At 67.8% G+C, this 21,320-nt stretch carries 24 protein-coding genes; 6 read left to right on the plus strand and 18 right to left on the minus strand.

Annotated features, from left to right (window positions below; all coding sequences use genetic code 11):
• The first annotated feature begins 156 nt into the window (after nt 1-156).
• From K9D25_RS19785 to K9D25_RS19800, 4 genes are all read left to right on the plus strand, one after another.
• Complete coding sequence (locus K9D25_RS19785) at nt 157-885, plus strand: SDR family oxidoreductase (RefSeq protein WP_244377640.1); 729 nt, start codon at nt 157-159, stop codon at nt 883-885.
• Nucleotides 886-888: 3 nt separating this feature from the next.
• Entirely contained in the window at nt 889-2,493 is a 1,605-nt protein-coding gene (locus tag K9D25_RS19790) for an FGGY-family carbohydrate kinase (RefSeq protein WP_244377642.1), read from the plus strand.
• 149 nt (nt 2,494-2,642) lie between these two features.
• On the plus strand, nt 2,643-3,020 hold the full coding sequence (locus K9D25_RS19795) for a DUF2934 domain-containing protein (protein ID WP_244377644.1): 378 nt from the start codon (nt 2,643-2,645) through the stop codon (nt 3,018-3,020).
• Nucleotides 3,021-3,111: 91 nt separating this feature from the next.
• A complete protein-coding gene (locus tag K9D25_RS19800) occupies nt 3,112-4,221 on the plus strand; it encodes an ROK family protein (protein WP_244377646.1) in 1,110 nt (369 codons plus the stop codon).
• A gap of 11 nt (nt 4,222-4,232) precedes the next feature.
• Here K9D25_RS19800 and K9D25_RS19805 read toward each other — a convergent pair whose 3' ends face one another.
• The 18 genes from K9D25_RS19805 to K9D25_RS19890 form a co-directional block, all read right to left on the minus strand.
• Entirely contained in the window at nt 4,233-4,664 is a 432-nt protein-coding gene (locus K9D25_RS19805) for a low affinity iron permease family protein (protein WP_244377648.1), read from the minus strand.
• 91 nt (nt 4,665-4,755) lie between these two features.
• On the minus strand, nt 4,756-4,935 hold the full coding sequence (locus tag K9D25_RS19810) for a DUF3008 family protein (protein ID WP_244377650.1): 180 nt from the start codon (nt 4,933-4,935) through the stop codon (nt 4,756-4,758).
• A 48-nt stretch (nt 4,936-4,983) separates the two neighbouring features.
• Entirely contained in the window at nt 4,984-5,490 is a 507-nt protein-coding gene (locus tag K9D25_RS19815; protein WP_244377652.1) for a ferritin-like domain-containing protein, read from the minus strand.
• A 148-nt stretch (nt 5,491-5,638) separates the two neighbouring features.
• Nucleotides 5,639-6,088: a hypothetical protein gene (locus tag K9D25_RS19820; RefSeq protein WP_244377654.1), complete on the minus strand. Its 450-nt coding sequence runs from the start codon at nt 6,086-6,088 to the stop codon at nt 5,639-5,641.
• A 72-nt stretch (nt 6,089-6,160) separates the two neighbouring features.
• Nucleotides 6,161-7,129, minus strand: a complete 969-nt coding sequence (locus K9D25_RS19825; RefSeq protein WP_244377656.1) for a carbohydrate kinase family protein — start codon at nt 7,127-7,129, stop codon at nt 6,161-6,163.
• A gap of 24 nt (nt 7,130-7,153) precedes the next feature.
• Nucleotides 7,154-8,602 carry a mannitol dehydrogenase family protein gene (locus K9D25_RS19830; protein WP_244377658.1) on the minus strand — a complete coding sequence of 483 codons (1,449 nt, stop codon included), beginning with the start codon at nt 8,600-8,602 and terminating at the stop codon, nt 7,154-7,156.
• 94 nt (nt 8,603-8,696) lie between these two features.
• Nucleotides 8,697-9,704: an ABC transporter ATP-binding protein gene (locus tag K9D25_RS19835; protein ID WP_244377660.1), complete on the minus strand. Its 1,008-nt coding sequence runs from the start codon at nt 9,702-9,704 to the stop codon at nt 8,697-8,699.
• Between the two features lie 10 nt (nt 9,705-9,714).
• Nucleotides 9,715-10,545, minus strand: coding sequence for a carbohydrate ABC transporter permease (locus K9D25_RS19840; protein ID WP_244377662.1), 831 nt, complete (start codon nt 10,543-10,545; stop codon nt 9,715-9,717).
• 1 nt (nt 10,546) lies between these two features.
• Nucleotides 10,547-11,419: a carbohydrate ABC transporter permease gene (locus K9D25_RS19845; RefSeq protein ID WP_244377664.1), complete on the minus strand. Its 873-nt coding sequence runs from the start codon at nt 11,417-11,419 to the stop codon at nt 10,547-10,549.
• Between the two features lie 259 nt (nt 11,420-11,678).
• On the minus strand, nt 11,679-12,995 hold the full coding sequence (locus K9D25_RS19850) for an ABC transporter substrate-binding protein (RefSeq protein WP_432207961.1): 1,317 nt from the start codon (nt 12,993-12,995) through the stop codon (nt 11,679-11,681).
• Nucleotides 12,996-13,250: 255 nt separating this feature from the next.
• Entirely contained in the window at nt 13,251-14,204 is a 954-nt protein-coding gene (locus tag K9D25_RS19855; RefSeq protein ID WP_244377668.1) for a sugar-binding transcriptional regulator, read from the minus strand.
• Nucleotides 14,201-14,899: an HAD-IA family hydrolase gene (locus K9D25_RS19860; protein WP_244377670.1), complete on the minus strand. Its 699-nt coding sequence runs from the start codon at nt 14,897-14,899 to the stop codon at nt 14,201-14,203. Before K9D25_RS19860 ends, K9D25_RS19855 begins: the two co-directional genes overlap by 4 nt.
• Before the next feature lie 55 nt (nt 14,900-14,954).
• Complete coding sequence (gene tehA / locus K9D25_RS19865; RefSeq protein ID WP_244377672.1) at nt 14,955-15,917, minus strand: dicarboxylate transporter/tellurite-resistance protein TehA; 963 nt, start codon at nt 15,915-15,917, stop codon at nt 14,955-14,957.
• Nucleotides 15,918-15,948: 31 nt separating this feature from the next.
• On the minus strand, nt 15,949-16,365 hold the full coding sequence (locus K9D25_RS19870) for a DUF6691 family protein (protein WP_244377674.1): 417 nt from the start codon (nt 16,363-16,365) through the stop codon (nt 15,949-15,951).
• A 4-nt stretch (nt 16,366-16,369) separates the two neighbouring features.
• Nucleotides 16,370-16,798 carry a YeeE/YedE family protein gene (locus tag K9D25_RS19875; RefSeq protein WP_244377676.1) on the minus strand — a complete coding sequence of 143 codons (429 nt, stop codon included), beginning with the start codon at nt 16,796-16,798 and terminating at the stop codon, nt 16,370-16,372.
• Nucleotides 16,795-17,145 (minus strand): ArsR/SmtB family transcription factor, encoded by a 351-nt coding sequence (locus tag K9D25_RS19880; RefSeq protein ID WP_244377678.1) that lies wholly within the window; start codon nt 17,143-17,145, stop codon nt 16,795-16,797. The genes K9D25_RS19875 and K9D25_RS19880 overlap by 4 nt, the downstream gene beginning before the upstream one ends.
• Before the next feature lie 20 nt (nt 17,146-17,165).
• Nucleotides 17,166-18,047: an MBL fold metallo-hydrolase gene (locus tag K9D25_RS19885; protein WP_244377680.1), complete on the minus strand. Its 882-nt coding sequence runs from the start codon at nt 18,045-18,047 to the stop codon at nt 17,166-17,168.
• A gap of 36 nt (nt 18,048-18,083) precedes the next feature.
• On the minus strand, nt 18,084-18,287 hold the full coding sequence (locus tag K9D25_RS19890) for a YgaP family membrane protein (RefSeq protein ID WP_244377682.1): 204 nt from the start codon (nt 18,285-18,287) through the stop codon (nt 18,084-18,086).
• A 401-nt stretch (nt 18,288-18,688) separates the two neighbouring features.
• Between K9D25_RS19890 and K9D25_RS19895 the strand changes: the two genes are divergently transcribed.
• Nucleotides 18,689-19,618 carry an alpha/beta fold hydrolase gene (locus K9D25_RS19895; RefSeq protein WP_244377685.1) on the plus strand — a complete coding sequence of 310 codons (930 nt, stop codon included), beginning with the start codon at nt 18,689-18,691 and terminating at the stop codon, nt 19,616-19,618.
• On the plus strand, nt 19,615-21,204 hold the full coding sequence (locus tag K9D25_RS19900; protein ID WP_244377687.1) for a rhodanese-like domain-containing protein: 1,590 nt from the start codon (nt 19,615-19,617) through the stop codon (nt 21,202-21,204). The genes K9D25_RS19895 and K9D25_RS19900 overlap by 4 nt, the downstream gene beginning before the upstream one ends.
• Nucleotides 21,205-21,320: the final 116 nt, after the last annotated feature.

Consider the following 21,320-nt stretch of genomic DNA (forward strand, 5'->3'; position numbering starts at 1 on the left):
GGGCAATATCGTCATCCTGAGGCGCCCGCGCAGCGGGCCTCGAAGGATGACCCTCTAGGCGCACCCCACAACCATCCTTCGAGGCCCGGCAGATGGCCGGGCACCTCAGGATGACGGTGCCGCGAGTGGCTAATAACAACCCATCGGAGTTTCCCCATGGCAAACCGGCTTGAAGGCAAGGTGGCCGCCATAACCGGCGCGGCGTCGGGCATCGGCCTCGAATGCGCCCGCGCCATGCTCGGCGAGGGCGCCACCGTCGCCCTTGTCGACCGCGCCGCCGACACGCTCACCGCGCTGTGCGCTGAGCTCGGCCCGAAGGCGGTGCCGGTCGTGGTCGACCTGCTCGATCCCGCGAGCGTCGCCACCATGCTGCCGCAGATCCTGGAAAAATGCGGCCGGCTCGACATCTTCCACGCCAATGCCGGCGCCTATATCGGCGGCGATGTGGTGGAAGGCGACCCCGACGTGTGGGACCGGGTGCTGAACCTCAACATCAATGCCGCCTTCCGCACCGTGCAGGCGGTGCTGCCACATATGGTGGAGCGTGGGAGCGGCGACGTGCTGTTCACTTCTTCCATCGCCGGCGTCGTGCCCGTGGTGTGGGAGCCGATCTACACCGCCTCGAAATTCGCCGTGCAGGCCTTCGTCCACACCACGCGCCGGCAGGTGGCCAAGCACGGCATCCGCGTCGGCGCGGTTCTTCCCGGGCCCGTCGTCACCGCCCTCATCAAGGACTGGCCACAGGCCAAGCTCGACGAGGCCCTTGCCTCCGGGGCGCTGATGGAAGCAAAGGAAGTGGCGGACTGCGTCATCTTCATGCTGACACGCCCGCGTAATGTGACCATACGCGATCTGGTGATCGTGCCGAACGGAACGGACCTCTAGGCCATGGGCGGATGCTTCGCGGGAATCGATGTCGGCACGGGCAGCGTGCGCGCCGGCATTTTCGATGCGGACGGGCGGCAGCTTGCCGTTGCAAAGCGCGACATCCGCATGTGGAAGGACACGGGTGATATCGTCGAGCAGTCGAGCGACGATATCTGGGCCTGTGTCTGCGCCTGCGTCCGGGAAGCGCGCGAGGCCGCCGGGCTTGCGCGGGGAGATATTGCCGGCATCGGCTTCGACGCCACCTGCTCGCTGGTGGTGCTGGGTCCGGAGGGGCGCCTCCTGCCCGTGGGCAAGCATGGCGATCCCGCCCGCAACATCATCGTCTGGATGGACCACCGCGCCACCGGCCAGGCCGACCGCATCAACGCGCTCGGCAGCCCGGTGCTGGATTATGTCGGCGGCACCATTTCGCCGGAAATGGAGACGCCCAAGCTGCTGTGGCTGAGCGAGGAACTCCCCGCCACCTTCGCCGGCGCCTGGCAGTTCCTCGACCTCGCCGATTTCCTCACCTGGAAGGCCACCGGCAGCCTTGCCCGCTCGGTCTGCACGGTCACCTGCAAATGGACCTATCTCGCCCACGAACAGCGCTGGGACGAGAGCTATTTCCGCAAGATCGGCCTTGGTGCGCTGGCCGATGAAGGATTTGCCCGGATCGGGACCGAGATCGTCGCCGCCGGTACGCCGCTCGGTGCCGGGCTGACGGTTGAGGCGGCAAACGAACTCGGCCTCGCACCGGGCACCGCCGTGGCGGCGGGGCTGATCGACGCTCATGCCGGCGGCATCGGCACAGTGGGTGCGCGCGGCGGCAGCGGCGACGTGCTCAGCCGCATGGCCTATGTCTTCGGCACCTCCGCCTGCACCCTGCTGACCACGCGCGAGCCGGCCTTCGTGCCGGGCGTGTGGGGACCGTATTACTCCGCCATGGTGCCGGATTTCTGGCTCAATGAGGGCGGACAGTCCGCCGCCGGCGCCGCCATCGACCGGCTGGTGCGCCTGCATCCCGCCGCGCCGCAGGCCGCCGAGCTGGCGCGGGCGGCGGGGCAGAGCCTCAACGTTTGGCTGGCCCGGCGTGCCGAGGCGGCGGGAGGGGCCGGCGCCATTGCCCCGCTCGTCGGCACGCTGCATGTGGTGCCGGAATTCCTCGGCAATCGCGCCCCCTTCGCCGACCATCTGGCGCGCGGAATGGTTGCCGGGCTCGGCATGGATGAGGGGCTGGAGAGCCTCGTCGGCCTCTATATGGCGGGACTCGCCGGCATCGGATACGGGCTGCGGCAGATCCTCGACGCGCAGGCCGCCAAGGGCGCGCGCACGCAGATGGTCGTCATCTCCGGCGGGGCCGGCCAGAGCGCGCTGGTGCGCCAGGTGCTGGCGGATGCGGCGCAGGTGGACATCGCCGCCACAGTGGCGCCGGAGCCGGTGCTGCTCGGCTCGGCGATTCTCGGCGCCGTCGCCGCCGGTCGCTATGACAGCTTTGCCGGGGCGATGTCGGCCATGTCCGAGATCGAGGTAGTCTATTCCCCCAGCCCGGCGACGCGCGACTGGCACGAACGCCGCTTCCATGCCTTTGAGAGGCTGCAGGGCGCCTATCGCAGCCTGCGCGACTGAGAAAGGGCGGCGCGGTCGGCCGCGTCGCCGCAACGTGAAGCGCCTACGTCATCTTCCGTCTTCCGCTTTTCATACCCCTGCGACACCTTTGCGATAGCGAAGCAGGCGCTGAGGGTTCACGCTGACACCAGTCTGACGCGGGAGACGACATGAACGATCGAGAACAGCGTATCCGGGAGTGGGCCTACCGGCTGTGGGAACAAGACGGCTATCCGCACGGGCGGGACGGCGAACACTGGTTCCGGGCGGTTGAAATCGTCCTTCAGGAGGACGCCGCGCCCGTGGCCAGCGTCGAAATCCGGGCGGAGCCCGAGGTGGAGGCCGCTGCGGCCGATCTCGAAGCGGCGCCGAAGCCGAGCCGCGCCAAGGCCAAGGCGAGCGCCCCGGCGCCGGCAGCCGTGACGGCGGCACCGAAGCCCGCCCGCGCCAAGGCCACCAAGACAAAGCCGGCCGAAACGCCCGCGCCGGTCGCGCCGAAGCCGGCCCCGGCCGCCCCGGCGCCCGCTGGCCGCCGCAAGCGGAGCTGACCGGCGCGCTTTCCGCGTGTCGCGATGGAACGTCCCCTCCCCGTCCGCCGTTCTCGTCCGAACAGGACGGGACAGACGGGGAGCGATATCCATGGCCAAATCGGCAGCACGCAAGGCGACGGCGGAGACCCCGCCGCAGGTTCCGCCCAATGTCGCGGTGCACGGCGCCGCGACGCTCACCGGCGTAACCGTCGACGCCTTCAACGCCCAGCTGCGCGACGACGACGGCTTTGTCGGCGACCGCGCGCGGCGGGCCGCCTTTTTCGAGATATTCGACCGTTGGCGCGACCTCGGTGACAGGAAGCTGTCGGTGCTCGGCGAAACGCCGACGGCTGAATTGTCGAAATCGGCGATCGATGAGGCGCTGCGCGAAGGCAAGCCGCACGAGCAGGCGATCATCCACAGCGCCATCGAGGAATATGCGCAGCAGCTTTTCGCCGTGGTGCGGCGCTTCATGCGCACCAAGGAATGGCGCGACACGCAGCGGATCGTTATCGGCGGTGGGCTCAAGGCGGGGCGCTTCGCCGAAATCGCGGTGGCGCGGACCGAATTGCTGGCGCGTGAAGCCGGCCTGACGATCGAGATGCGCCCCATCCGCAACGATCCCGACGAGGCAGGGCTTCTCGGGGCGGCTCATCTCGCGCCTAGCTGGATGTTCGCCAGCTTCGACCATATTCTCGCCGTCGACATCGGCGGCACCAATATACGCTGCGGCATCGTCAAGCTGAACCTCGACAAGCATGACGATCTGTCGAAAGCGCGGGTGCGCGGCTTCGAGCTCTGGCGCCATGGCGATGAAGATCCCGGTCGCGAGGAAGCGGTGGGAAAGCTGGTCTCCATGCTGGAGACGCTCATCGCCGACGCCGAGAAGCACGAGCTGAAGCTCGCCCCCTTCATCGGCGTTGGATGTCCCGGCTCCATCGACGGCGATGGGTCGATCGAGAACGGCGCCCAGAACCTGCCCGGCAATTGGCAGAGTTCGCGCTTTAACCTGCCTGCGGCGCTGTGGGAGGCGATCCCCGCCATCGGCGGCAATGAGACCACCGTGGTGATGCATAATGACGCCGTGGTGCAGGGATTGAGCGAAGTGCCGTTCATGCAGGACGTGACGCATTGGGGCGTGCTGACCATCGGCACGGGGCTTGGCAATGCGCGCTTCACCAATCGCCCGCGCGCAGCCAAGAAAGAGAGCAAGGGCTGAGTCGGCGCCCGCTACGCGGCCGGGGGCGCGGAAGCGTCCCCGCGCTCGCTTTCCCCCTCTTCGCGGGCGCGGCGGGCCAGTTCCTCGTAATCGGCGCGGATTTTCTCTAGGGTGGTGTCGTCCAGCTCCTCGAGGTCAAGCAACACATGACGCGCGCCCTTGGTGCGGGCGATCAACTCGTCGATCTTGATGTGAAGCGCCGCCGTGTCGCGGTTCTGGCTGTTCTGGATCACGAAGACCATCAGGAAGGTGATGATGGTGGTCGATGTGTTGATGATCAGCTGCCAGGTGTCGCCGAAGCCGACGAGCGGGCCCGTAAGGCCCCATAGTACAATCAGCCCGGCCGCCGCCGCGAACACCGCCGGCTTTCCGGCCTGGGCCGCGACCCATTGCGAGAAACGGGTGAAAAACGAACGCTTCGGCTTTCCGCCCGTCGAACGCATAGGGGCACCCATCTTTCGCTTCAAGCGGCGATGAAACGCACCGATGGCGGCGAGGTTCCCCCCCGCCGCCATCCGTGTTCTCGCTCCGGCGTCAAGCGTGTTCGGGCTTGCCCTTGCGCTTGGTGCTGGCGAGTTCGTCGAGCTGCTTCTCGGTCATGGATTTCTCCATCGACTTCGACGCACCTTTCAGGTCGCTCTTCTTCGTCTCGCCGCGCTTGGCGGAGAGCGCCGCGCCGGCGGCCTTCTGCTGTGCTTTGGATTTGGCAGGCATGACATACCTCCTCCGTTCGGTCCCCCACCAGCTAGGCGGGAGCGCCGGCTACTCGGCGGCGTGAAGATTGACGCGGGCCTCTGCCAGCTTGGTCAGCTTGGCATCGGTGCTCTTTTCCTCGTCGAGATTCTTCGCGAGCACGCTGGCGCAGTCCGGCCGCCCCAGCAGCTTGGCCCAGGCAATGAGCGTGCCGTAGCGGGTCATTTCATAGTGCTCCACCGCCTGCGCCGCCGCGATCAGCGCGGCGTCCAGAACCTGCTTGTCCGCCACTTCGCCCGAGACCTCCTCGGCCTCATCAATGATGCCGTCGATGGCCGGGCAGGTGACCGCCTTGGCTTCCACGCCGTGCATCTTGAACACTTCCTCGACACGCAGGATGTGCCCCTCGGTTTCCGACAGATGCTGCTTGAAGCCGGCCTTGAGCTGCGGATCGGTCGCCTTCTCGATCATGTTGGGCAGAGACGACGCGATCTTCTTCTCCGCATAATAGATATCGCGCAGGGTGTGGACGAAGAGATCGTCCATCGTTTTGATGTCCTTCGAAAACAGACCCATGGTCATTTCCTCCTTGCGGAAAGGTAAAATGGGCAACCTATGGTAACGGTAACCCGCGGGCAGCCCGTTCCGGGCGTGCTCTACTTAACCAACACGCCGCCCGGAATGTCGTTCCCGCCGCTCGCCAGAACGGCAGGACCCGCTGCCATCACATCGGCGCCGGCACCGGGTCGCGTGGCGGCAGGTCCATAGGCGGAGCACTCGGCTCGTCGAGCGGCTCCTCCACCTCCGGGGTGATGTCGGGGTCCTGGTCGGGCGGCAGTGTCGGCTCGTCAATGCCGGGTTCGGGCCGATCCGACGGCGGCTCGCGCGGCGGTGTGGCGGCGATGACGATGCTGGAAGCGCCAGCGCGGCGCGGCGGGGGTGGCGCCGGCCACGGGTCGCTCACGTCAGGGGGGATCGGATCGCGAATGCCGGGAACGTCGGGGTCGTGCACCGGCGGCTGCACGGGATCGTGGATCGGCGCCGGATCGGGGGTCGGGTTCACGTCCGGAACCGGCTGAACGTCCGGCATCGGCGGAACGCCCGGCGTGCCGGGCGTATTGGGATCGATGACGGCGAAATTCGCTTGGCCGATAGGGGTCTGGCTGGGGGTCATGGAACTCTCCTCCCATTTGCCTGTCCGGGCCAACGCGGCCCGCGGCTGGGGGTTCCGGAGAGTTCCGGCCGTTCAGCGCTCCTCGACAACCTCTTGGCGCCAGGGCGGGTTGGCGCCGACGCGCGTCACCGAAAGCGCGGCCGCCTTCACCGCAAAGCCCAGCGCCTCCTCCAGCACCTCGGCGGAGAGGTCAGCCAGCGCCGGCGGCGCCGCCCGCCCGCGCTCGACCAGCGCGCAGAGGAAGGCGGCGTTGAAGGTGTCGCCGGCTCCCACCGTGTCGGCCACCGTCACCGTTTCACCCGGCACGGCTATATCGATCCCTTCGGCAAAGCCGCGGGCGCCCTTCGCCCCCAGCGTGATGAGCACGAGGCGCGGCCCCATGGCGCGGATGCGTTCGGCCTGGGTCGCGATCTCGCCCGGCCCGGTCAGCCAGAACAGGTCTTCGTCGGACAGCTTCACCACATGACTGAGCGCGATGAGGCGGAACAGGCGGGCGCGATAGGCCACCTCGTCGCGGATGAAACCGGGGCGGATATTGGGGTCGAGCATGATCAGCCGCCCCTGCCCGTCGCCCGCCGTGCGCGCCGCCAGCGCCTCCATGGCCGAACCGACCGGCTCGTTCACCAGGCTGATGCCGCCGAAGAACAGCAGGCCGACCTCGTCCGGCAGATCGGGAAGGTCGGCCGGGGTGAGCAGGCGGCCGGCCGTGTTCTCATCGAGAAAGAGATAGCGCGCCTGCCCTTCCACCAGCGTCACGAAGGCAAGCGTCGAGGGCCGGTCGATCGGCGGGCACAGGCTGGCATCGGCGCCGGCATCGGCAAGGGCGGCGCGCAGCTGCTGCCCGAACATGTCGCTGGACAGCCCGTACCAGAACCGGGTCGGCACCCCGAGCCGGGCCGCCGCGATGGCGGTGTTGAACACCGCCCCGCCCGGCAGCGGCAGGAAGGCCTGCCCCTCCGGTGTCGGGCGCGGCACCATGTCGATCAGCGCCTCGCCGGCGCAAAGCAGAACCGGCGCGGCGGGCAGAAGGGGCGCGGACATGGGTAACCTCTCGAACGTTCGGCCTCAGCCCGCGAGATAGTCGGTGAGGACCGCGCGGGCGCCCTTCGCCCATAGCGCGCGCAGCGCCTGCGCGAAAGCCACCACGACCTCCGGGTCGCTGCCGAGATCGCCATAGACCTCGCTCATGGCGAGCCAGACCGCCGGATCATCCTTGGCCAGTTGCGCGCGAACCGTCAGTTCGCCCCAGTTGGGATCGTTCGGCGCGATCGCCGTGCCGGCGTCGCTCGTCCCGGCGCAGTAGCGGCACCACAGGGCGGATTCGAGAATCAACCCCAGCGGCAGCCGTCCGGCGGCGCGATTGTCGCGGATCGAGGGGACGATGAATTTGGGCTGGCGGTTGGAGCCATCGAGGCAGAGGCGGCGCACCGTGTCCGCCACTTCCGGGTTGGCGAAGCGCTCGCGGATGACGGCGTAATAGTCGTGGAGATCGGTGTCCGGCACCGGGGGAACGATGGGGATGATCTCCTCGCGCTCGACCTTGTCGAGGAAGGCGGAGATGAGCGGCTCTTCCATCGCCTCATGCACGAGATCGACATCCATCAGCCCGCCGGGATAGGCGATGATGGCGTGGCCGCCATTGAGGATACGGATCTTCATCGCCTCATAGGCGTGCACCTGCTCGGTGAAGACCACACCGACCTTTTCCAGTGCCGGGCGACCGGCGGGGAAATGGTCTTCCAGCACCCATTGCCGGAACGGCTCGCAGGTGACAGGCACCGGATCGTCGAGCCCAAAGGCCGCCGCCATGGCCCGCTCGCGCGCGCCGGTGGCGGGGGTGATACGATCCACCATGCCATTGGGAAAGGCGACATTGGCCTCGACCCAGGTGGCGAAGTCGGGGTCGGACAGCCGCGCCAGCCCCACCACCACCTGCTGCGTCACATGGCCGTTGCCGGGAAGGTTGTCGCAGGACATCACGGTGAAGGGCGGCACGCCGGCCGCGCGGCGCCGCTTCAAGGCAGCGAGAATGGCGCCGAACGCCGTCTCCGGCGCGTCGGGGCTGGCGGCGTCGGCCTGGATATCCGGCGCGCCGGTGTCGAGCCGGCCGGCGGAATCCATGAAATAGCCGCCCTCGGTCACGGTGAGGCTGACGATGCGGATTTCCGGCCGCGCCATGGCGGCGATGAGCGCCCCATTGCCACGCTCCACGGGCAGAAAATCGATCATCGCACCAATGCGCCGGGCCCGCCGCCCGGTGGGATCGAGTTCGATCACCGTGGACAGGCAGTCCTGCGCCTTCAGCGCGTCGCGCATCGCCGCATCCGCCGGGCGCACCCCGGCGCCGATGATCGCCCAATCATGCCCCTCGCCGAGGGCGAAAAGATCGTCGAGATAGACCGCCTGATGGGCGCGGTGGAAATTGCCGAGGCCGATATGGACGATGCCCGGCGTCAGGCGGGTGCGGTCATAGGCGGGGAGCGCGGGGGCGGACGGATGGGCAGGGGTCGTCATGTCTCAGGTCTTCCGGTTGTCGCACCGCTCAGGCAGGCGACGTTGAAGGCGCGGCCGGTGAACGGCCGTAATCTCGGGACGCAGGCGGCGGGGGTCAGCCGGCCGGCACCAGCGCCTTGCCCGCCGTATCGAAGCGGTGGAGCTTGTCGGCCTGCGGGGCGAGGCTCACCCGCGCGCCATGGCGCAGCGGCACGTCGCCGCCCACGCGGACATTGATCTGGCCGACGCCTTCGACCTCGACTTTCAGGAAAGTGTCGGAGCCGAGATGCTCGCACAGGCCGACCGTGCCCTTCCACGGCCCGTCCCCGGCGAGGTCGATGTGCTCGGGGCGGATGCCGAGCGTGTGCGCGCCATGCTTCTGCGCCTCGGCTCCCTCGATCAGGTTCATCTTCGGGCTGCCGATGAAGCCGGCGACGAACAGGTTGGCGGGGGAACGGTAGAGTTCGAGCGGGCTGCCGACCTGCTCGATGCGGCCGGCATTCAGCACCACGATGCGATCGGCCATGGTCATGGCCTCCACCTGGTCGTGGGTGACGTAGATCATCGTGGTCTTGAGTGTGTGGTGCAGTTCGGAGATTTCCTGCCGCATCGAGACACGCAACGCCGCGTCGAGATTGGACAGTGGCTCGTCGAACAGGAACGCCGCCGGCTCGCGCACGATGGCGCGGCCGATGGCGACGCGCTGGCGCTGGCCGCCGGAAAGCTGGCTCGGCTTGCGGTCGAGATAGGGGGTGAGGTTCAGCACCTTCGCCGCCGCCTGCACCTTGCGTTCCTGCTCCTCGGCGGAAACCCCGGCCATGCGCAGCGGGAAGGCGATGTTCTTGCGCACGCTCATATGCGGATAGAGCGCGTAGCTCTGGAACACCATGGCAAGGCCGCGCCGCGCCGGCGGCAGCTTGGTTGCGTCCTTGCCATCGATGGAAATGGTGCCGGACGACGTGTCCTCCAACCCGGCGATCAGGCGCAGCAAGGTGGACTTGCCGCAGCCCGAGGGGCCGACGAACACCACGAACTCGCCATCGGGGATAACGAGGTCGATCCCCTGGATGATGGAGACGCCGCCAAAGGACTTGCGGACCTCGGAAAGAACGATCTCGCCCATAAGTCTCTCCCTATTTCACGGCGCCGAAGGTTAGCCCGCGCACGAGCTGCTTCTGGCTGAACCAGCCCAGGATCATGATGGGCGCGATGGCCATGGTGCTGGCCGCGGACAGCTTGGCGTAGAACAGCCCCTCGGGGCTCGAATAGCTGGCGATGAAAGCGGTGAGCGGCGCGGCATTGGCCGCCGTCAGGTTCAGCGTCCAGAAGCTCTCATTCCAGGCGAGGATGACGTTGAGCAGCAGCGTCGAGGCGATGCCCGGCACCGCCATGGGCGTCAGCACATAGAGGATTTCCGAGGACAGGGTGGCCCCGTCCATACGCGCCGCTTCCAGTATCTCGCCGGGGATTTCCTTGAAGTAGGTGTAGAGCATCCAGACGATGATCGGCAGGTTCACCAGGGTGAGCACGATGACGAGGCCGGTCTTGGTGTCCAGCAGCCCGGTGTCGCGTGCGAGCAGATAGAGCGGCACCAGCACGCCCACCGCCGGCAGCATCTTGGTGGACAGCATCCACATCAAGAGGTCCTTGGTGCGCTTGCCCGGCACGAAGGCCATGGACCACGCCGCCGGCACGGCGATGACGAGGCCGAGCACGGTCGAGCCGAGCGAGATCACCACCGAGTTCCAGAAATGCGCGAGGTAATCCGAGCGCTGGTTCACCGTCTCGTAGTTTTCCAGCGTCCAGTCGAAGAACAGGAAGGACGGGTGGGAATTGATCGCCTCGCCCTCGGTCTTGAACGAGGTGAGGAAGGTCCACAGGATGGGGAAGAAGATCAGCAGCGCCACGCCCCAGGCGAGAAGGGTGACGGCGGCCTTGCGGCCTTTCGAGACCTCGCGTGCCATCTCATGCCTCCAGATTCTTGCCGATCATCCGCATCAGGAAGATCGCGACGATGTTGGCGAGAAGAACCGCGACGATGCCGCCGGCCGAGCCGAGGCCGACATCGAATTGCAGCATGGACTGCATGTAGACGAGGAAGGTCAGCGTGGTGGACGCCGTGCCCGGCCCGCCATTGGTGGTGACGAGAATTTCGGCGAAGACCGACAGGAGGAAGATGGTCTGGATCAGCACCACCACCGTCATCGCCCGCATCAGATGCGGCAAGGTGAGGTGGACGAAGCGCCAGACCGGGCCGGCCCCGTCCATCTCGGCCGCTTCCATCTGCTCGCGGTCGAGGCTCTGCAGCGCGGTGAACAGGATCAGCGTCGCGAAAGGCAGCCACTGCCAGGCGACGATGGCGGTGATGGAGGCGAGCGGCGCCGTGGCGAAGAAGTCGATGGGTTGCAGGCCGAGCGCGCGGGCCAGCGCGGCAAAGAGCCCGTTCACTGGGTTCATCAGCATGTTCTTCCACACCAGCGCGGAAACGCTCGGCATAACGAAGAACGGGGCGATGACGAGGATGCGCACGATCCCCTGCCCCCACATCGGCTGGTCGAGCAGCACCGCTAGCGCGATGCCGCCGACGACGGTGATGACCAGCACGCCGAGGACGAGGGTGAGCGTGTTCACCAGCGCCGGCCAGAACGCGGGGTCGGTGAAGAAGTAATGATAGTTTTCGAAGCCGGTGAATTCTTCCGTCCCCGGCATCAACAGGTTGAAGCGCAGGAAAGAGAAATAGATGGTCATGCCCAACGGCACGATCATCCACAGGAGCAGCAGCAGCACCGCCGGGGTCAGCATCAGCCGGCCGGCCATGCGCGAGGCTTGCGTCGCCATCTGGGGCCTCCCTTGACGGAGCCGGCCATCGGCGCCGCGCGCCGGGGGCTCGAAAGCGGAACGAATGATGAGGGCGGCGCCTGTCGCGCCGACGCCGTGCCCTTCAGGCTTGCGCCCGGGCAAAACTCCCTTGCGGGGGGAGGTCCCGACACGGCGCCGGAGCGGGAGACACCTGCGCCGTGCCGGGAAACAGCCCGGCGCGGGCGGGCGCCGGGCGGGCCTTCGGGGGCGCCGCCTGCGCGGCTGCCCCGGGGAGCGTCTACTTCTTGGGGTAGCCGGCGCGGGTCATCTCACGGCTGGTGAGCGCCTGCGCGGCGGCCAGCGCCTGGTCGGCGGTGGCGGTGCCGGCAAGCGCGGCCGAGAACTGCTGGCCCACCGCCGTGCCGATCGCCTGGAACTCCGGAATGGCGACAAACTGACCGCCCGTATAGGGCACCGGCTTGTCGGACGGCTTCTGGGTGTTGGCGGCCTCGATAGCGGTCAGCGTCATCTGCGCGAAGGGCGCGACCTTGAGATAGTCAGGGTTCTTGTAAAGTGAGGTGCGCGTGCCCGGCGGCACATTGGCGATGCCGTCCTTCTCCGCCACCAGCTTCATATAGGCCGGCGAGGTCGCCCAGGCGACGAAGGTCTTGGCAGCTTCCGCCTTGGACGTGGTCGCGGGAACAGCGAGGTTCCATGACCACAGCCAGTTGCCGTGGTTGGACCCACCCTTGCGCACCGGCGAGGGCGCGAAGCCCACCTTGTCGGCGACCTGCGATTCCTTGGGGTCGGAGATGAAGGACGCCGCCACCGTGGCGTCGATCCACATGCCGCACTTGCCGGTCTGGAACAGCGCGAGATTCTCGTTGAAGCCGTTGGAGGAAGCGCCGGGAGGGCCGTACTGCTTCATCAGGCTGAGATAGGTGTCGAGCGTCTTCTTCCACTCGGGGCCGTTGAACTGCGGCTTCCACTCCATGTCGAACCAGGCGCCGCCCATGGAATTGTTCATGGAGGTGAGGAACGCCATGTTCTCGCCCCAGCCGGCCTTACCGCGCAGGCAGATGCCATAGATGCCGGCGCTCTTGTCGGTCATCTTCTGGGCGGCCTCCGCGATGAAGTCCCAATCGGGATTCTCCGGCATTTTCAGCCCCGCCTTCGCCAGAAGGTCGGTGCGGTACATCAGCATGGAGCTTTCGGCGTAGAAGGGCACAGCGTGCAGCTTGCCGTCGACGGTGAGGCCCTGGGCCACCGGCGGCAACAGGTCCGCCTGATCATAATCGGCGCCGAGGTTTTCCAGCGGCATGAGCCAGCCCTGCTTGGCCCAGATCGGCACTTCGTAATTGCCGATGGTCAGCACGTCGTACTGGCCGCCCTTGGAGGCGATGTCGGTGGTCACGCGCTGGCGCAGCACGTTCTCTTCCAGCGTCACCCAATTGACCTTGATGTCGGGGTGAAGGGCGTTGAATTCGGGGGTGAGGCGCTGCATGCGGATCATGTCGCCATTGTTCACGGTGGCGACGGTGATGGTGGTCTGCGCCGAGGCCGAACCCATCAGGGCCAGCAAAAGCGAGGCGCCCGCGAGGGGGCGGAATGTCACGGTCATGGCTGTCCTCCCGTTCGGCGTTCTATGAGCAAATAATCGCCGTATGGGCAAATACTCACGCGCACCCCGGCGAGCGTCAAGCGTTTTCGATGCTGCAACCGCGAAGAAGGCGGTTCGCCTTCCTTCGGAAGCTTAGCAAATTCTGGTATTATATCAGGAGTTTACGCTGCTTAGCGCGCGTTCCCGCCGCCGCTTCGGCGCACGGCCGATGCGGAAGGTGGCGCACATGCGCGGCGGACGCCCCGCCGCTCAGCCGGCCAGAATCCCGGCAGCGGTCGGCTCGTCGGTCACGAGGCCGTTGATGATGCCGGAGGTCAGCGCCGCCCGCAGGGCGACGATCTTGGCGGCGCCGGCGGCGATGCCGATCACCGGCCGCGACGGCGTCGCGATCTCGACCCGCACGCCGGTGAGACGGGCATTGAGCGCGAGGTCGAGATAGCGCCCCTGGCGATCATAGATCCACCCGGCGACCTCGCCGGCGGCACCGGCGTTCTGGATCTCGTGCAGTTCGTCGGCGGTGAGGAAGCCGTCGGTCATCAGCGGCGCGTCCTCGCTCATCTGGCCGACGCCGACAAAGGTCACGTCCGCCGCCTGCGCCAGTTCCCGCACCTTGCGCACCGCGCCGAGCGACTGGAGCGTGCGGTTCTCCTCAACCGAATCGACCAGCACCGGCACCGGCATCGGGTAGTGCGGCGCCCGCACCTTCTCGGCGAGGCGCATGATGACCTCAAAATAGGAGGCCGAGCCGTCGAGCGCGATGTTGCCGAGCAGCGAGACGAGCCGGTGCTGCGGCGCCTCCACCGCGCCGAGCGCGTCCACCATGCCGCGCAGCGCCCGCCCCGTGCCCAGCGCAATGACGCGCGAACCGCTCTCCGCCAGCACGCGCTCCATCTCCTCCGCTGCCGCCGGGGCGATAGAGCGGACGGGATCGCGCGACGGGCCGAGGCCAGGCATCACCCGGCAGCGCACGAGGCCGAAACGTTCGCGCAGCGCCGCTTCCAACTCGACGCAACGGGCGAGATGATGGTTGAGCCGCACATGGATGAGCCCCGCCCCGACCGCCCGGCTGACAAGGCGCTGCGCGCGCTGGCGCGACAGCCCCATCTCGGCGGCGATCTGGTCCTGAGTCAGGCCGCCGACATAATAGAGCCAGGCGGCACGAGCGGCCTGGTCGTCAATCGGTGCATCGAGGTCGCTCGTCATGCTCGGTTCGCGTCTGCCGCGCCGGCCGGCGCGTGGAAAAGGTCGGCCCTCGCCACCCGGAGGGACGCGAAGCTGTCGAAACGTCGGTGCGGAATTACCCCGTCGGGAAGCGGCATGTCCATCGCGGCGAAATGGCCGCCGCCGACGAAATGCCAAACCTCCATGCCGGCGGCAAGTCCGGCCGCCACCCCGGCCGCGCTGTCCTCCACCACCACGCAGGCGGCGGGGTCGGCGCCCATCCGCGCAGCGGCGTGCAGAAACAGGTCCGGCGCTGGCTTGCCGCGCGCGACCTCGGAGGCGGTGAAGGCCCGGCCGGCGAACACCCCGTCGAGGCCGACGAGGCGCAGCGAGGCAGCAAGGCGCGGCGGGCTCGACGAGGTGGCAAGACAGAACGGGACGTTGAGCACTGCCAGCGCCTCCACCGCCCCCGGCATCGGCAGCAACCCGGCCTCGAAGGACGCCAGCAGGCGGTGGCGGTAGTCATCCTCGAAGGAGGCGGCAAGCTCCGTGCCGAAGCGCGCCCTCACCTCGGCGCGGATGACGGTATGGGCACGGCCGATGAAATGACGCGCCACGAAGGCCAGGTCGACGGCGATGCCGTGACAGGCGAGCGCGTCGATCAGCGCGCGGGCAGCGAGCACCTCGCTGTCGATCAGAACGCCGTCGCAATCGAAGATGAGGAGCGCGGGCCGCATGCGAGCGGTCTAGCCCTCTGCCCGCCCGCCGTCCAGCGGCGGCTTATGTGCGGGCTCAGGCGGGCTTGGGCAGCAGCCGGCCGCGCAATAGCTGCCAGAAGCTGTGCGCGGAGGCGAGCGTGACCACGCCAGTGGCGAGGGCGAGCAGGAAGGGCGCCAGCAGCGCCAGGGCGCCCGTCTCGCCGCGTCCCACCAATTGCAGCGTCGCCGTGGCCAGCGCGGTAAGGCCGAAGGTGAAAGCCCAATAAGCCGGCGATAGCGGCTGGCGCAGGATCCACGGCAGCAGCCGGGCGATGAGCAGCAATTGCAGCAGCCCGTAGCCAAGCAGCGCCCGGGCGAACATATCCGGTCCGCCATTGGTCAGGCTGAGATTGGTGACAGCGCCAACCACGGGCGGGGCGAGTTGGATGCCAAGTGTCGGCCGCTGCGCCGGCGCCAGCGCCGCTCCGTGCTGGAAACGGTTCAGCAGAACGGATTCCATCGCCAGCCAGGAGAACAGGCCGGCGCCGAAGGCGAGTTGCCCCCAGTCGCGGAAGCCGAGCACGCCGCAGGCGGTACCGGTGACAAAGCTGCCCGCCACAAGCGGCAGATACATCACCGGCGTCGCCGCCGCCGGATCGCGCTCGCCGCGCCACAGATCGCCCGTCCGCCAGATGCCGAAGCCTACGGTAAAGGCGGCACCGGCCAGGAGGAGCACGACGGCTACGTCCCGCGCATAAGGCGCCGCGCCGATGCTGACCAGCAGTGTCGCCACGCCGGCGAGCCCGACGAAGCCGGACTGGACGGGATGGCCGAGTTCGGCAATCGCCGCCGGGCGGGCGAGCCCCCATTTCAGCACATAGAGCAGCAGCAGCACCGCCCAGACGAGGGCGCCCGTCGCCATGACCGCCTCGCCGATGAAGGATGGCACGCCCCAGATGTGATGCGCCGCGCGCCAGCTTCCGCCCAGCCCGCACAGGCCGAGCACCATGCCGAAGAAGGAAACCGGCACAATCGGCAAAACGCGGCTCTCCCGCATGGCGCACTCCCCCGGCACTGGTAAACGCTCGTCAGACCTTGCGCTCGGCGAGAAGCCGCGCCGCCCACATGCCCGCAAGCATGGCGGGCACGAAAGCCAGCGTGCCCGGCGCCGCGAGGCTGAGCGCCGTGAAGGCCGGGCCCGGGCAGAAACCACCCAGCCCCCATCCTATGCCGAACAGTGCCGGCCCGACGATCAGCCTTGCGTCGATATCGGTACGGGTCGGCAGCTGGAAGCGCGGGGCCAGCAACGGCCTCTCGCGCGCCAGCACCAGCCGGAAGCCGATGAAGGCGACCAGCACCGCCCCACCCATGACGAAGGCGAGCGAGGGATCGAACGTGCCGGCGAGGTCGAGGAAGTTCAGCACCTTGGCCGGGTTGCTCATGCCGGACACGATGAGCCCGACGCCGAAGAGCAGGCCGAGGGCGAGATTGACGAGGATCGACATCGCCTCAGCCTCCAATCACATGGCGCGCGACATAGACGGTGGCGAAGCCCGCCGCCATGAACACCCCTGTGGCCATGAGGGAGCGCGGCGACAGCCGCGCCAGCCCGCACACGCCATGGCCGGACGTGCAGCCCGAACCCCATACCGAGCCGAAGCCGACCAGCAGGCCAGCCACCGCCATCAGCACGAGATTGGACGACACGGTCTGCACCACGCCTTCGCCGGTCACGGCGGCATAGAGCAGAGGCGCGGCGACCAGACCGACAATGAAGGCGAGGCGCCCGGCCCACAGCCTGTCGCCATAGGGCGGAAACAGCCGGCTGGCGATGCCGCTGATGCCGGCGATCCGCCCCTCCGTCAGCAGCAGCAGCACGGCGCTGAGCCCGATCAGGACGCCGCCGATGAAGGAGGCCAGCGGTGTGAACGTAGTCATGGCTCTCTCCCGACGTCGTGCGCGGGCGTTGTGGGGGCGGCGCAGAACAGGGCGTGCATGGTGGCGATGAAGGTCTCCACCCGTGGGTCGGCGAGGCGATAGAAGACCTGCTTGCCCTCCTTGCGCCCGACGATCAGCCCCGCTTCCCGCAGCCCGGCGATCTGCTGCGACAGGCCGGGCTGGCGGATGCCGAGCAGATCCTCCAATTCGCGCACCGAGCGCTCGCCCTGCACCAGCGCGCAGGCGACCATCAACCGGTCAGGGTTGGACAGGGTCTTGAGAAAGGCCGAAGCCTCCCCCACCCTGGCCTTCATGTCGGCGATCTCGCCGGCGGGCGTGTTGAGCATCGTGTCTTCCCTGGATGGCATCAGTCCCACACCGCGCCCTTGAGCAGGTCGAGCGGGATCTTGAGATAACGCACCCCGTTCGATTCCGGCACTGGCAGCCGACCACCATTGGTGTTGATCTGCAGCGACTGCAGGATCAGCTTCGGCATGGCGAGGCCGCGGTCGCGCGCCTCGCGGATGGCGACAAAGGCGTCCTCGTTCCGGCAGCGCGCCATGTGGATGTTACCCGCCTTCTGTTCGGCGACAGTGGATTCCCACAAGGGTTCGCGCCCGCCCGGCTGGTAGTCATGCCCGGTGAACAGGCGGGTCTCGTCCGGCAGCGCCAGAATGGCCTGGATCGACTTCCACAGCACCCGAGCGCTGCCGCCGGGGAAATCCGCCCGCGCGGTGCCGCTGTCGGGCATGAACAGCGTGTCGTGGACGAAAGCGGCATCGCCGATGACATAGGTGATGGAGGCCAGCGTATGGCCGGGCGAGAACATCACCCGGGCGTCGACGTCACCGACCTTGAACGTGTCGCCCTCGGCGAACAGCCGGTCCCATTGCGAGCCGTCGGCGGGAAAGTCCGGCCAGTTGTAGAAGCCCTTCCAGAGCCTCTGCACGTCCTTCACCCGTTCGCCGATCGCCGTCGGCGCGCCGGTCTTCGTCTTGAGATAGTGCGCGGCGGAGAAATGGTCGGCATGGGGGTGAGTGTCGAGAATCCACTCCACCGCGTAGCCACGTTCGCGCACGAAAGCGAGAATGCGGTCGGCATTGAGAGAGGAGGTCTGGCCCGACTTCTCGTCGAAATCATAGACCGGGTCGACAATCGCGCACTTCTTCGTCGCCGGATCGGCGACGACATACTGGATCGACCAGGTGCGCGGATCGAAGAACCCGGTCACTTCGGGATTTTTCGTCATGGCGGGCTCCTTCACGTCAATCGGCATCGGCCGGCCTCACTTGCGCCCGGCGAGCGGACAGGTGGAAAAGCCGAACACGGAATAAAGCGGGCAATTGCCCATCAGCGCGGTCAGCAGCGGAACGACGCCGATAAGGCCGACCCAGCGCAGATCGCCTTCCAGCACGAAAATCAGCGAGAGCAGGACGAGACCGAGGACGATGCGAACGGCCTTGTCGACGGGTCCGATGTTGCGGGTCATGGCGGGTTTCCTCAGCGCGGCAGGTCCGTTCCTGCCTCCCCCTAGATATAACAATTGCATTAAATTGCAATCGTTATATCGCAAGTATAAATGCGTAAGCCTCCACTCTCGCTGCCGCCTCTCTCTTCAGCGGGCGGCGGCAGAGGGCTCCAGCGGCGGCTCCAGGCGTTGGTCGGTCAGCGCCTTCAGGAAGGCGACGCGGGCGTTGAAGGGGCTTCTCCCGCGCCACTCTGGCGCGCCAGGGCGGGTCAGAGGAGCGCGTGGTCGACAATCCAAGACTTGCCGGCAGTTCTGAGAGAAAGCCGGGAAACTGACGCGACACTCTTGCCTTTGTACGCCAAATTGTTGACAGTTGGCACAATGCGGACAGCGAAGTCCGATCCCCTGCGAGGAAGCGCCCAATGGAAGTCGCCGAAGCCATTCCAGAACTCGTTCCCACCACGCGGCTGATGGAGGGATTCACCTTCCAGCGCATCAAGACGCGCGGCGCCGAGATCAATGTCGCCACCGCCGGCGAGGGACCGCCGCTGCTGCTCATCCATGGCAACCCGCTCACCTTGGTCAGCTGGCACAAGGTGGCGCCCTCGCTGGCCCGTGACTTCACCGTCGTCGCCATCGACATGCGCGGCTATGGCGACAGCTCCAAGCCGGATGGCGGCGAGGACCATTCCGGCTATTCCTTCCGCGCCATCGGCGAGGATGCGTTCGAGGTGATGGACGCGCTCGGCTTTGAGCGCTTCGCCGTCGCCGGCCATGATCGCGGCGCCCGCGTCGGCTTCCGCATGGCGCTCGACCGGCCGGAGCGCATCACACGCTATGCCGCGCTCGACATCGTGCCGACCCACCATGTGCTGAACAACATCACGCTCGGCTGGGCGCGCGAGAGCTATCACTGGTTCTTCATGGCGCAGAAGGCGCCCTTCCCGGAGAACCTTCTCGGCGCCGACCTCGACTATTACATGCGCTACAAGCTCAACAAGAAGGGCGTGGGGCTGGAAATCTTCACCCCCGAGGCGATGGCGGAATATATACGCTGCGCCACCAAGGAGCAGATCCACGCCGTGTGCGAGGATTACCGCGCCACCATCACCGTCGACCTCGACATGGACACGGCGGACTATGGCAAGCGCAAGATCGCCTGCCCGACCATGGTCATCTGGGGCACCAACAGCCATTGCGGGCGCCATTTCAAGCCGGTCGAGGCATGGTCGGAATGGGCGGACGATCTCGTCGGGCTTCCCGTTCCCACCGGCCATTACCCCGCCGAGCATCGGCCGGACCTCATCTATGCCGCCTTCTACCGCTTCTTCCGCGGTGAGCCCGTGACATGAGCGTGGCAGCGTTAGCGCCGGCGGCGGCAAAAGCGCGCCTGCATGAAGGCGGGGAGATTGCCTTTCTCGATATTCGAGAGGCGGCGGCGTTCGGCGAAGGGCATCCGCTCTTCGCCGTTCCCTGCCCGTTCAGCCGGCTGGAGGCCTCCGCCCTCGCGCTGATCCCGCGCGCCGACTGTCCGATCCTGCTGATCGACGATGGCGACGGCACCGCCGAGACAGCCGCGCGGCGGCTCACCGCCTGCGGCTACTCCGACCTCTCCTATGTCGCGGGCGGGCTACCCGCCTGGGCAGCGGCGGGGTTCGGCGTCTTTGCCGGGGTCAATGTGCCGAGCAAGACGCTGGGCGAATTGCTGGAGCACGACCACCGCCCGGCGATGATCGACGCTGCCACGCTTGCTGCTTGGCGCCAAGAGGGACGCCCGCACGCCTTCTTCGATGCCCGCCCACCGGCGGAATACGCCAAGATGCGGATCGAGGGCGCGCGCTGCCTGCCGAATGGCGAACTCGCCCACCGCCTCGGTGCGGCCGTGGCGGACGCGACGACGCCGATCGTCATCACCTGCGCTGGCCGCACGCGCGGAATCGTCGGGGCGCTGACGCTGCGCGCCATCGGCGTTTCCAATCCCGTCTATGCGCTGGAGAACGGCACGCAGGGCTGGGCCCTCGCCGGCCTGCCACTCGACCGGGGGGCCTCGGCCGACCCGCTCCCGGCGCTTGACGAGGCGCAGGCGCAGGCCAGCCGTGACCGCGCCCGCCACGTCGCCCGCGCCGCACAGCTTCCGCGCATCACCGTGGCGGAGGCGGAACGGCTTCTGGCCGAGCCGGGGCGCACCCCTTTCCTGTTCGATTTGCGCAGCGCCGAGGAGCGGGCGGCGCGGCCGGCGCCCGGGGCGGTGCCGGTGCTTGCCGGCCAGCTCATTCAGGCCACCGACCAGTATGTCGGCGTGCGCCACGCGCGCCTTATCCTGATGGACGATACAGGACTGCGCGCCGCGCTCGCCGGCCTTTTCCTGCGTGCCCTCGGCTTCGAGGTGCTGGTGCTGGCGCTCGACGAGGCGCCGGACGCCGCCCTCCCGCACGTTCCGCCCCCCGCGCTTCGCGCACCGGCCCCGCCGCCGGTGGTCGAGGCGCGCGCGGCATGGAACCTCGCCCAGAGCGGTGTGCCGGTGTTCGATCTGCGCGCCTCCGCCGAGTGGGAGACGTGGCGGCTCGACGCGGCGCGCTGGGTGCTGCGCGACGATCTTACCGGCGCGCTGGCCAAGGGCGTGCGCCGAGCGATCCTGCTCGGCGATGCCGTCGCCGTCGCGGCGGCGTCTGTCGATCTGCGGGAGGCGGGTATCGCCGCCGCCTGGCTGCCGGCCGATGCGGAAGCCTGCGCGCAGGCCGGCTGGCCAGTGGACCGCGTGCGCCGGCGCATGAGCCGCGAGGACGCGCGCGACCGCGTCTGGTTCGTGCATGACCGGCATGACGGCAACCGGGAGGCCTCGCTGCAGTATCTGGCTTGGGAGATGGGCCTCGTACACCAACTCGACGAGGCCGAACGCGCCGCCTTCGGCTGGGTGCCCATCGGCGCGCCGCCCTGAGCCTTCGCCGCCCGCTTCTTTGCCGCCATTGGCCCACTCCTCTCAGCCCCGCCATCCTCGATGGCGGGGCTTTTTCGCGCCGGCCCGGATGGCACGCCGCGTCGGAAACGCCCGTC

The organism is Ancylobacter polymorphus, from assembly GCF_022836935.1.
In the GTDB taxonomy this organism is placed as follows: Bacteria; Pseudomonadota; Alphaproteobacteria; order Rhizobiales; family Xanthobacteraceae; genus Ancylobacter; species Ancylobacter polymorphus_A.

What these genes read in the sequence shown, in the direction of transcription:
- K9D25_RS19875 (WP_244377676.1), bottom strand. Translation starts at nt 16,798, where the DNA reads ATGACTACGTTCACACCGCTGGCCTCCTTCATCGGCGGCGTCCTGATC.
- K9D25_RS19885 (WP_244377680.1), bottom strand. Translation starts at nt 18,047, where the DNA reads ATGACGAAAAATCCCGAAGTGACCGGGTTCTTCGATCCGCGCACCTGG.
- tehA (WP_244377672.1), bottom strand. Translation starts at nt 15,917, where the DNA reads ATGCGGGAGAGCCGCGTTTTGCCGATTGTGCCGGTTTCCTTCTTCGGC.
- K9D25_RS19835 (WP_244377660.1), bottom strand. Translation starts at nt 9,704, where the DNA reads ATGGGCGAGATCGTTCTTTCCGAGGTCCGCAAGTCCTTTGGCGGCGTC.
- K9D25_RS19830 (WP_244377658.1), bottom strand. Translation starts at nt 8,602, where the DNA reads ATGACGACCCCTGCCCATCCGTCCGCCCCCGCGCTCCCCGCCTATGAC.
- K9D25_RS19900 (WP_244377687.1), top strand. Translation starts at nt 19,615, where the DNA reads ATGAGCGTGGCAGCGTTAGCGCCGGCGGCGGCAAAAGCGCGCCTGCAT.
- K9D25_RS19825 (WP_244377656.1), bottom strand. Translation starts at nt 7,129, where the DNA reads ATGTCCGCGCCCCTTCTGCCCGCCGCGCCGGTTCTGCTTTGCGCCGGC.
- K9D25_RS19860 (WP_244377670.1), bottom strand. Translation starts at nt 14,899, where the DNA reads ATGCGGCCCGCGCTCCTCATCTTCGATTGCGACGGCGTTCTGATCGAC.
- K9D25_RS19805 (WP_244377648.1), bottom strand. Translation starts at nt 4,664, where the DNA reads ATGCGTTCGACGGGCGGAAAGCCGAAGCGTTCGTTTTTCACCCGTTTC.
- K9D25_RS19845 (WP_244377664.1), bottom strand. Translation starts at nt 11,419, where the DNA reads ATGGCGACGCAAGCCTCGCGCATGGCCGGCCGGCTGATGCTGACCCCG.
- K9D25_RS19810 (WP_244377650.1), bottom strand. Translation starts at nt 4,935, where the DNA reads ATGCCTGCCAAATCCAAAGCACAGCAGAAGGCCGCCGGCGCGGCGCTC.
- K9D25_RS19815 (WP_244377652.1), bottom strand. Translation starts at nt 5,490, where the DNA reads ATGGGTCTGTTTTCGAAGGACATCAAAACGATGGACGATCTCTTCGTC.
- K9D25_RS19855 (WP_244377668.1), bottom strand. Translation starts at nt 14,204, where the DNA reads ATGACGAGCGACCTCGATGCACCGATTGACGACCAGGCCGCTCGTGCC.
- K9D25_RS19795 (WP_244377644.1), top strand. Translation starts at nt 2,643, where the DNA reads ATGAACGATCGAGAACAGCGTATCCGGGAGTGGGCCTACCGGCTGTGG.
- K9D25_RS19870 (WP_244377674.1), bottom strand. Translation starts at nt 16,365, where the DNA reads ATGTCGATCCTCGTCAATCTCGCCCTCGGCCTGCTCTTCGGCGTCGGG.
- K9D25_RS19800 (WP_244377646.1), top strand. Translation starts at nt 3,112, where the DNA reads ATGGCCAAATCGGCAGCACGCAAGGCGACGGCGGAGACCCCGCCGCAG.
- K9D25_RS19880 (WP_244377678.1), bottom strand. Translation starts at nt 17,145, where the DNA reads ATGCTCAACACGCCCGCCGGCGAGATCGCCGACATGAAGGCCAGGGTG.
- K9D25_RS19890 (WP_244377682.1), bottom strand. Translation starts at nt 18,287, where the DNA reads ATGACCCGCAACATCGGACCCGTCGACAAGGCCGTTCGCATCGTCCTC.
- K9D25_RS19790 (WP_244377642.1), top strand. Translation starts at nt 889, where the DNA reads ATGGGCGGATGCTTCGCGGGAATCGATGTCGGCACGGGCAGCGTGCGC.
- K9D25_RS19785 (WP_244377640.1), top strand. Translation starts at nt 157, where the DNA reads ATGGCAAACCGGCTTGAAGGCAAGGTGGCCGCCATAACCGGCGCGGCG.
- K9D25_RS19820 (WP_244377654.1), bottom strand. Translation starts at nt 6,088, where the DNA reads ATGACCCCCAGCCAGACCCCTATCGGCCAAGCGAATTTCGCCGTCATC.
- K9D25_RS19840 (WP_244377662.1), bottom strand. Translation starts at nt 10,545, where the DNA reads ATGGCACGCGAGGTCTCGAAAGGCCGCAAGGCCGCCGTCACCCTTCTC.
- K9D25_RS19895 (WP_244377685.1), top strand. Translation starts at nt 18,689, where the DNA reads ATGGAAGTCGCCGAAGCCATTCCAGAACTCGTTCCCACCACGCGGCTG.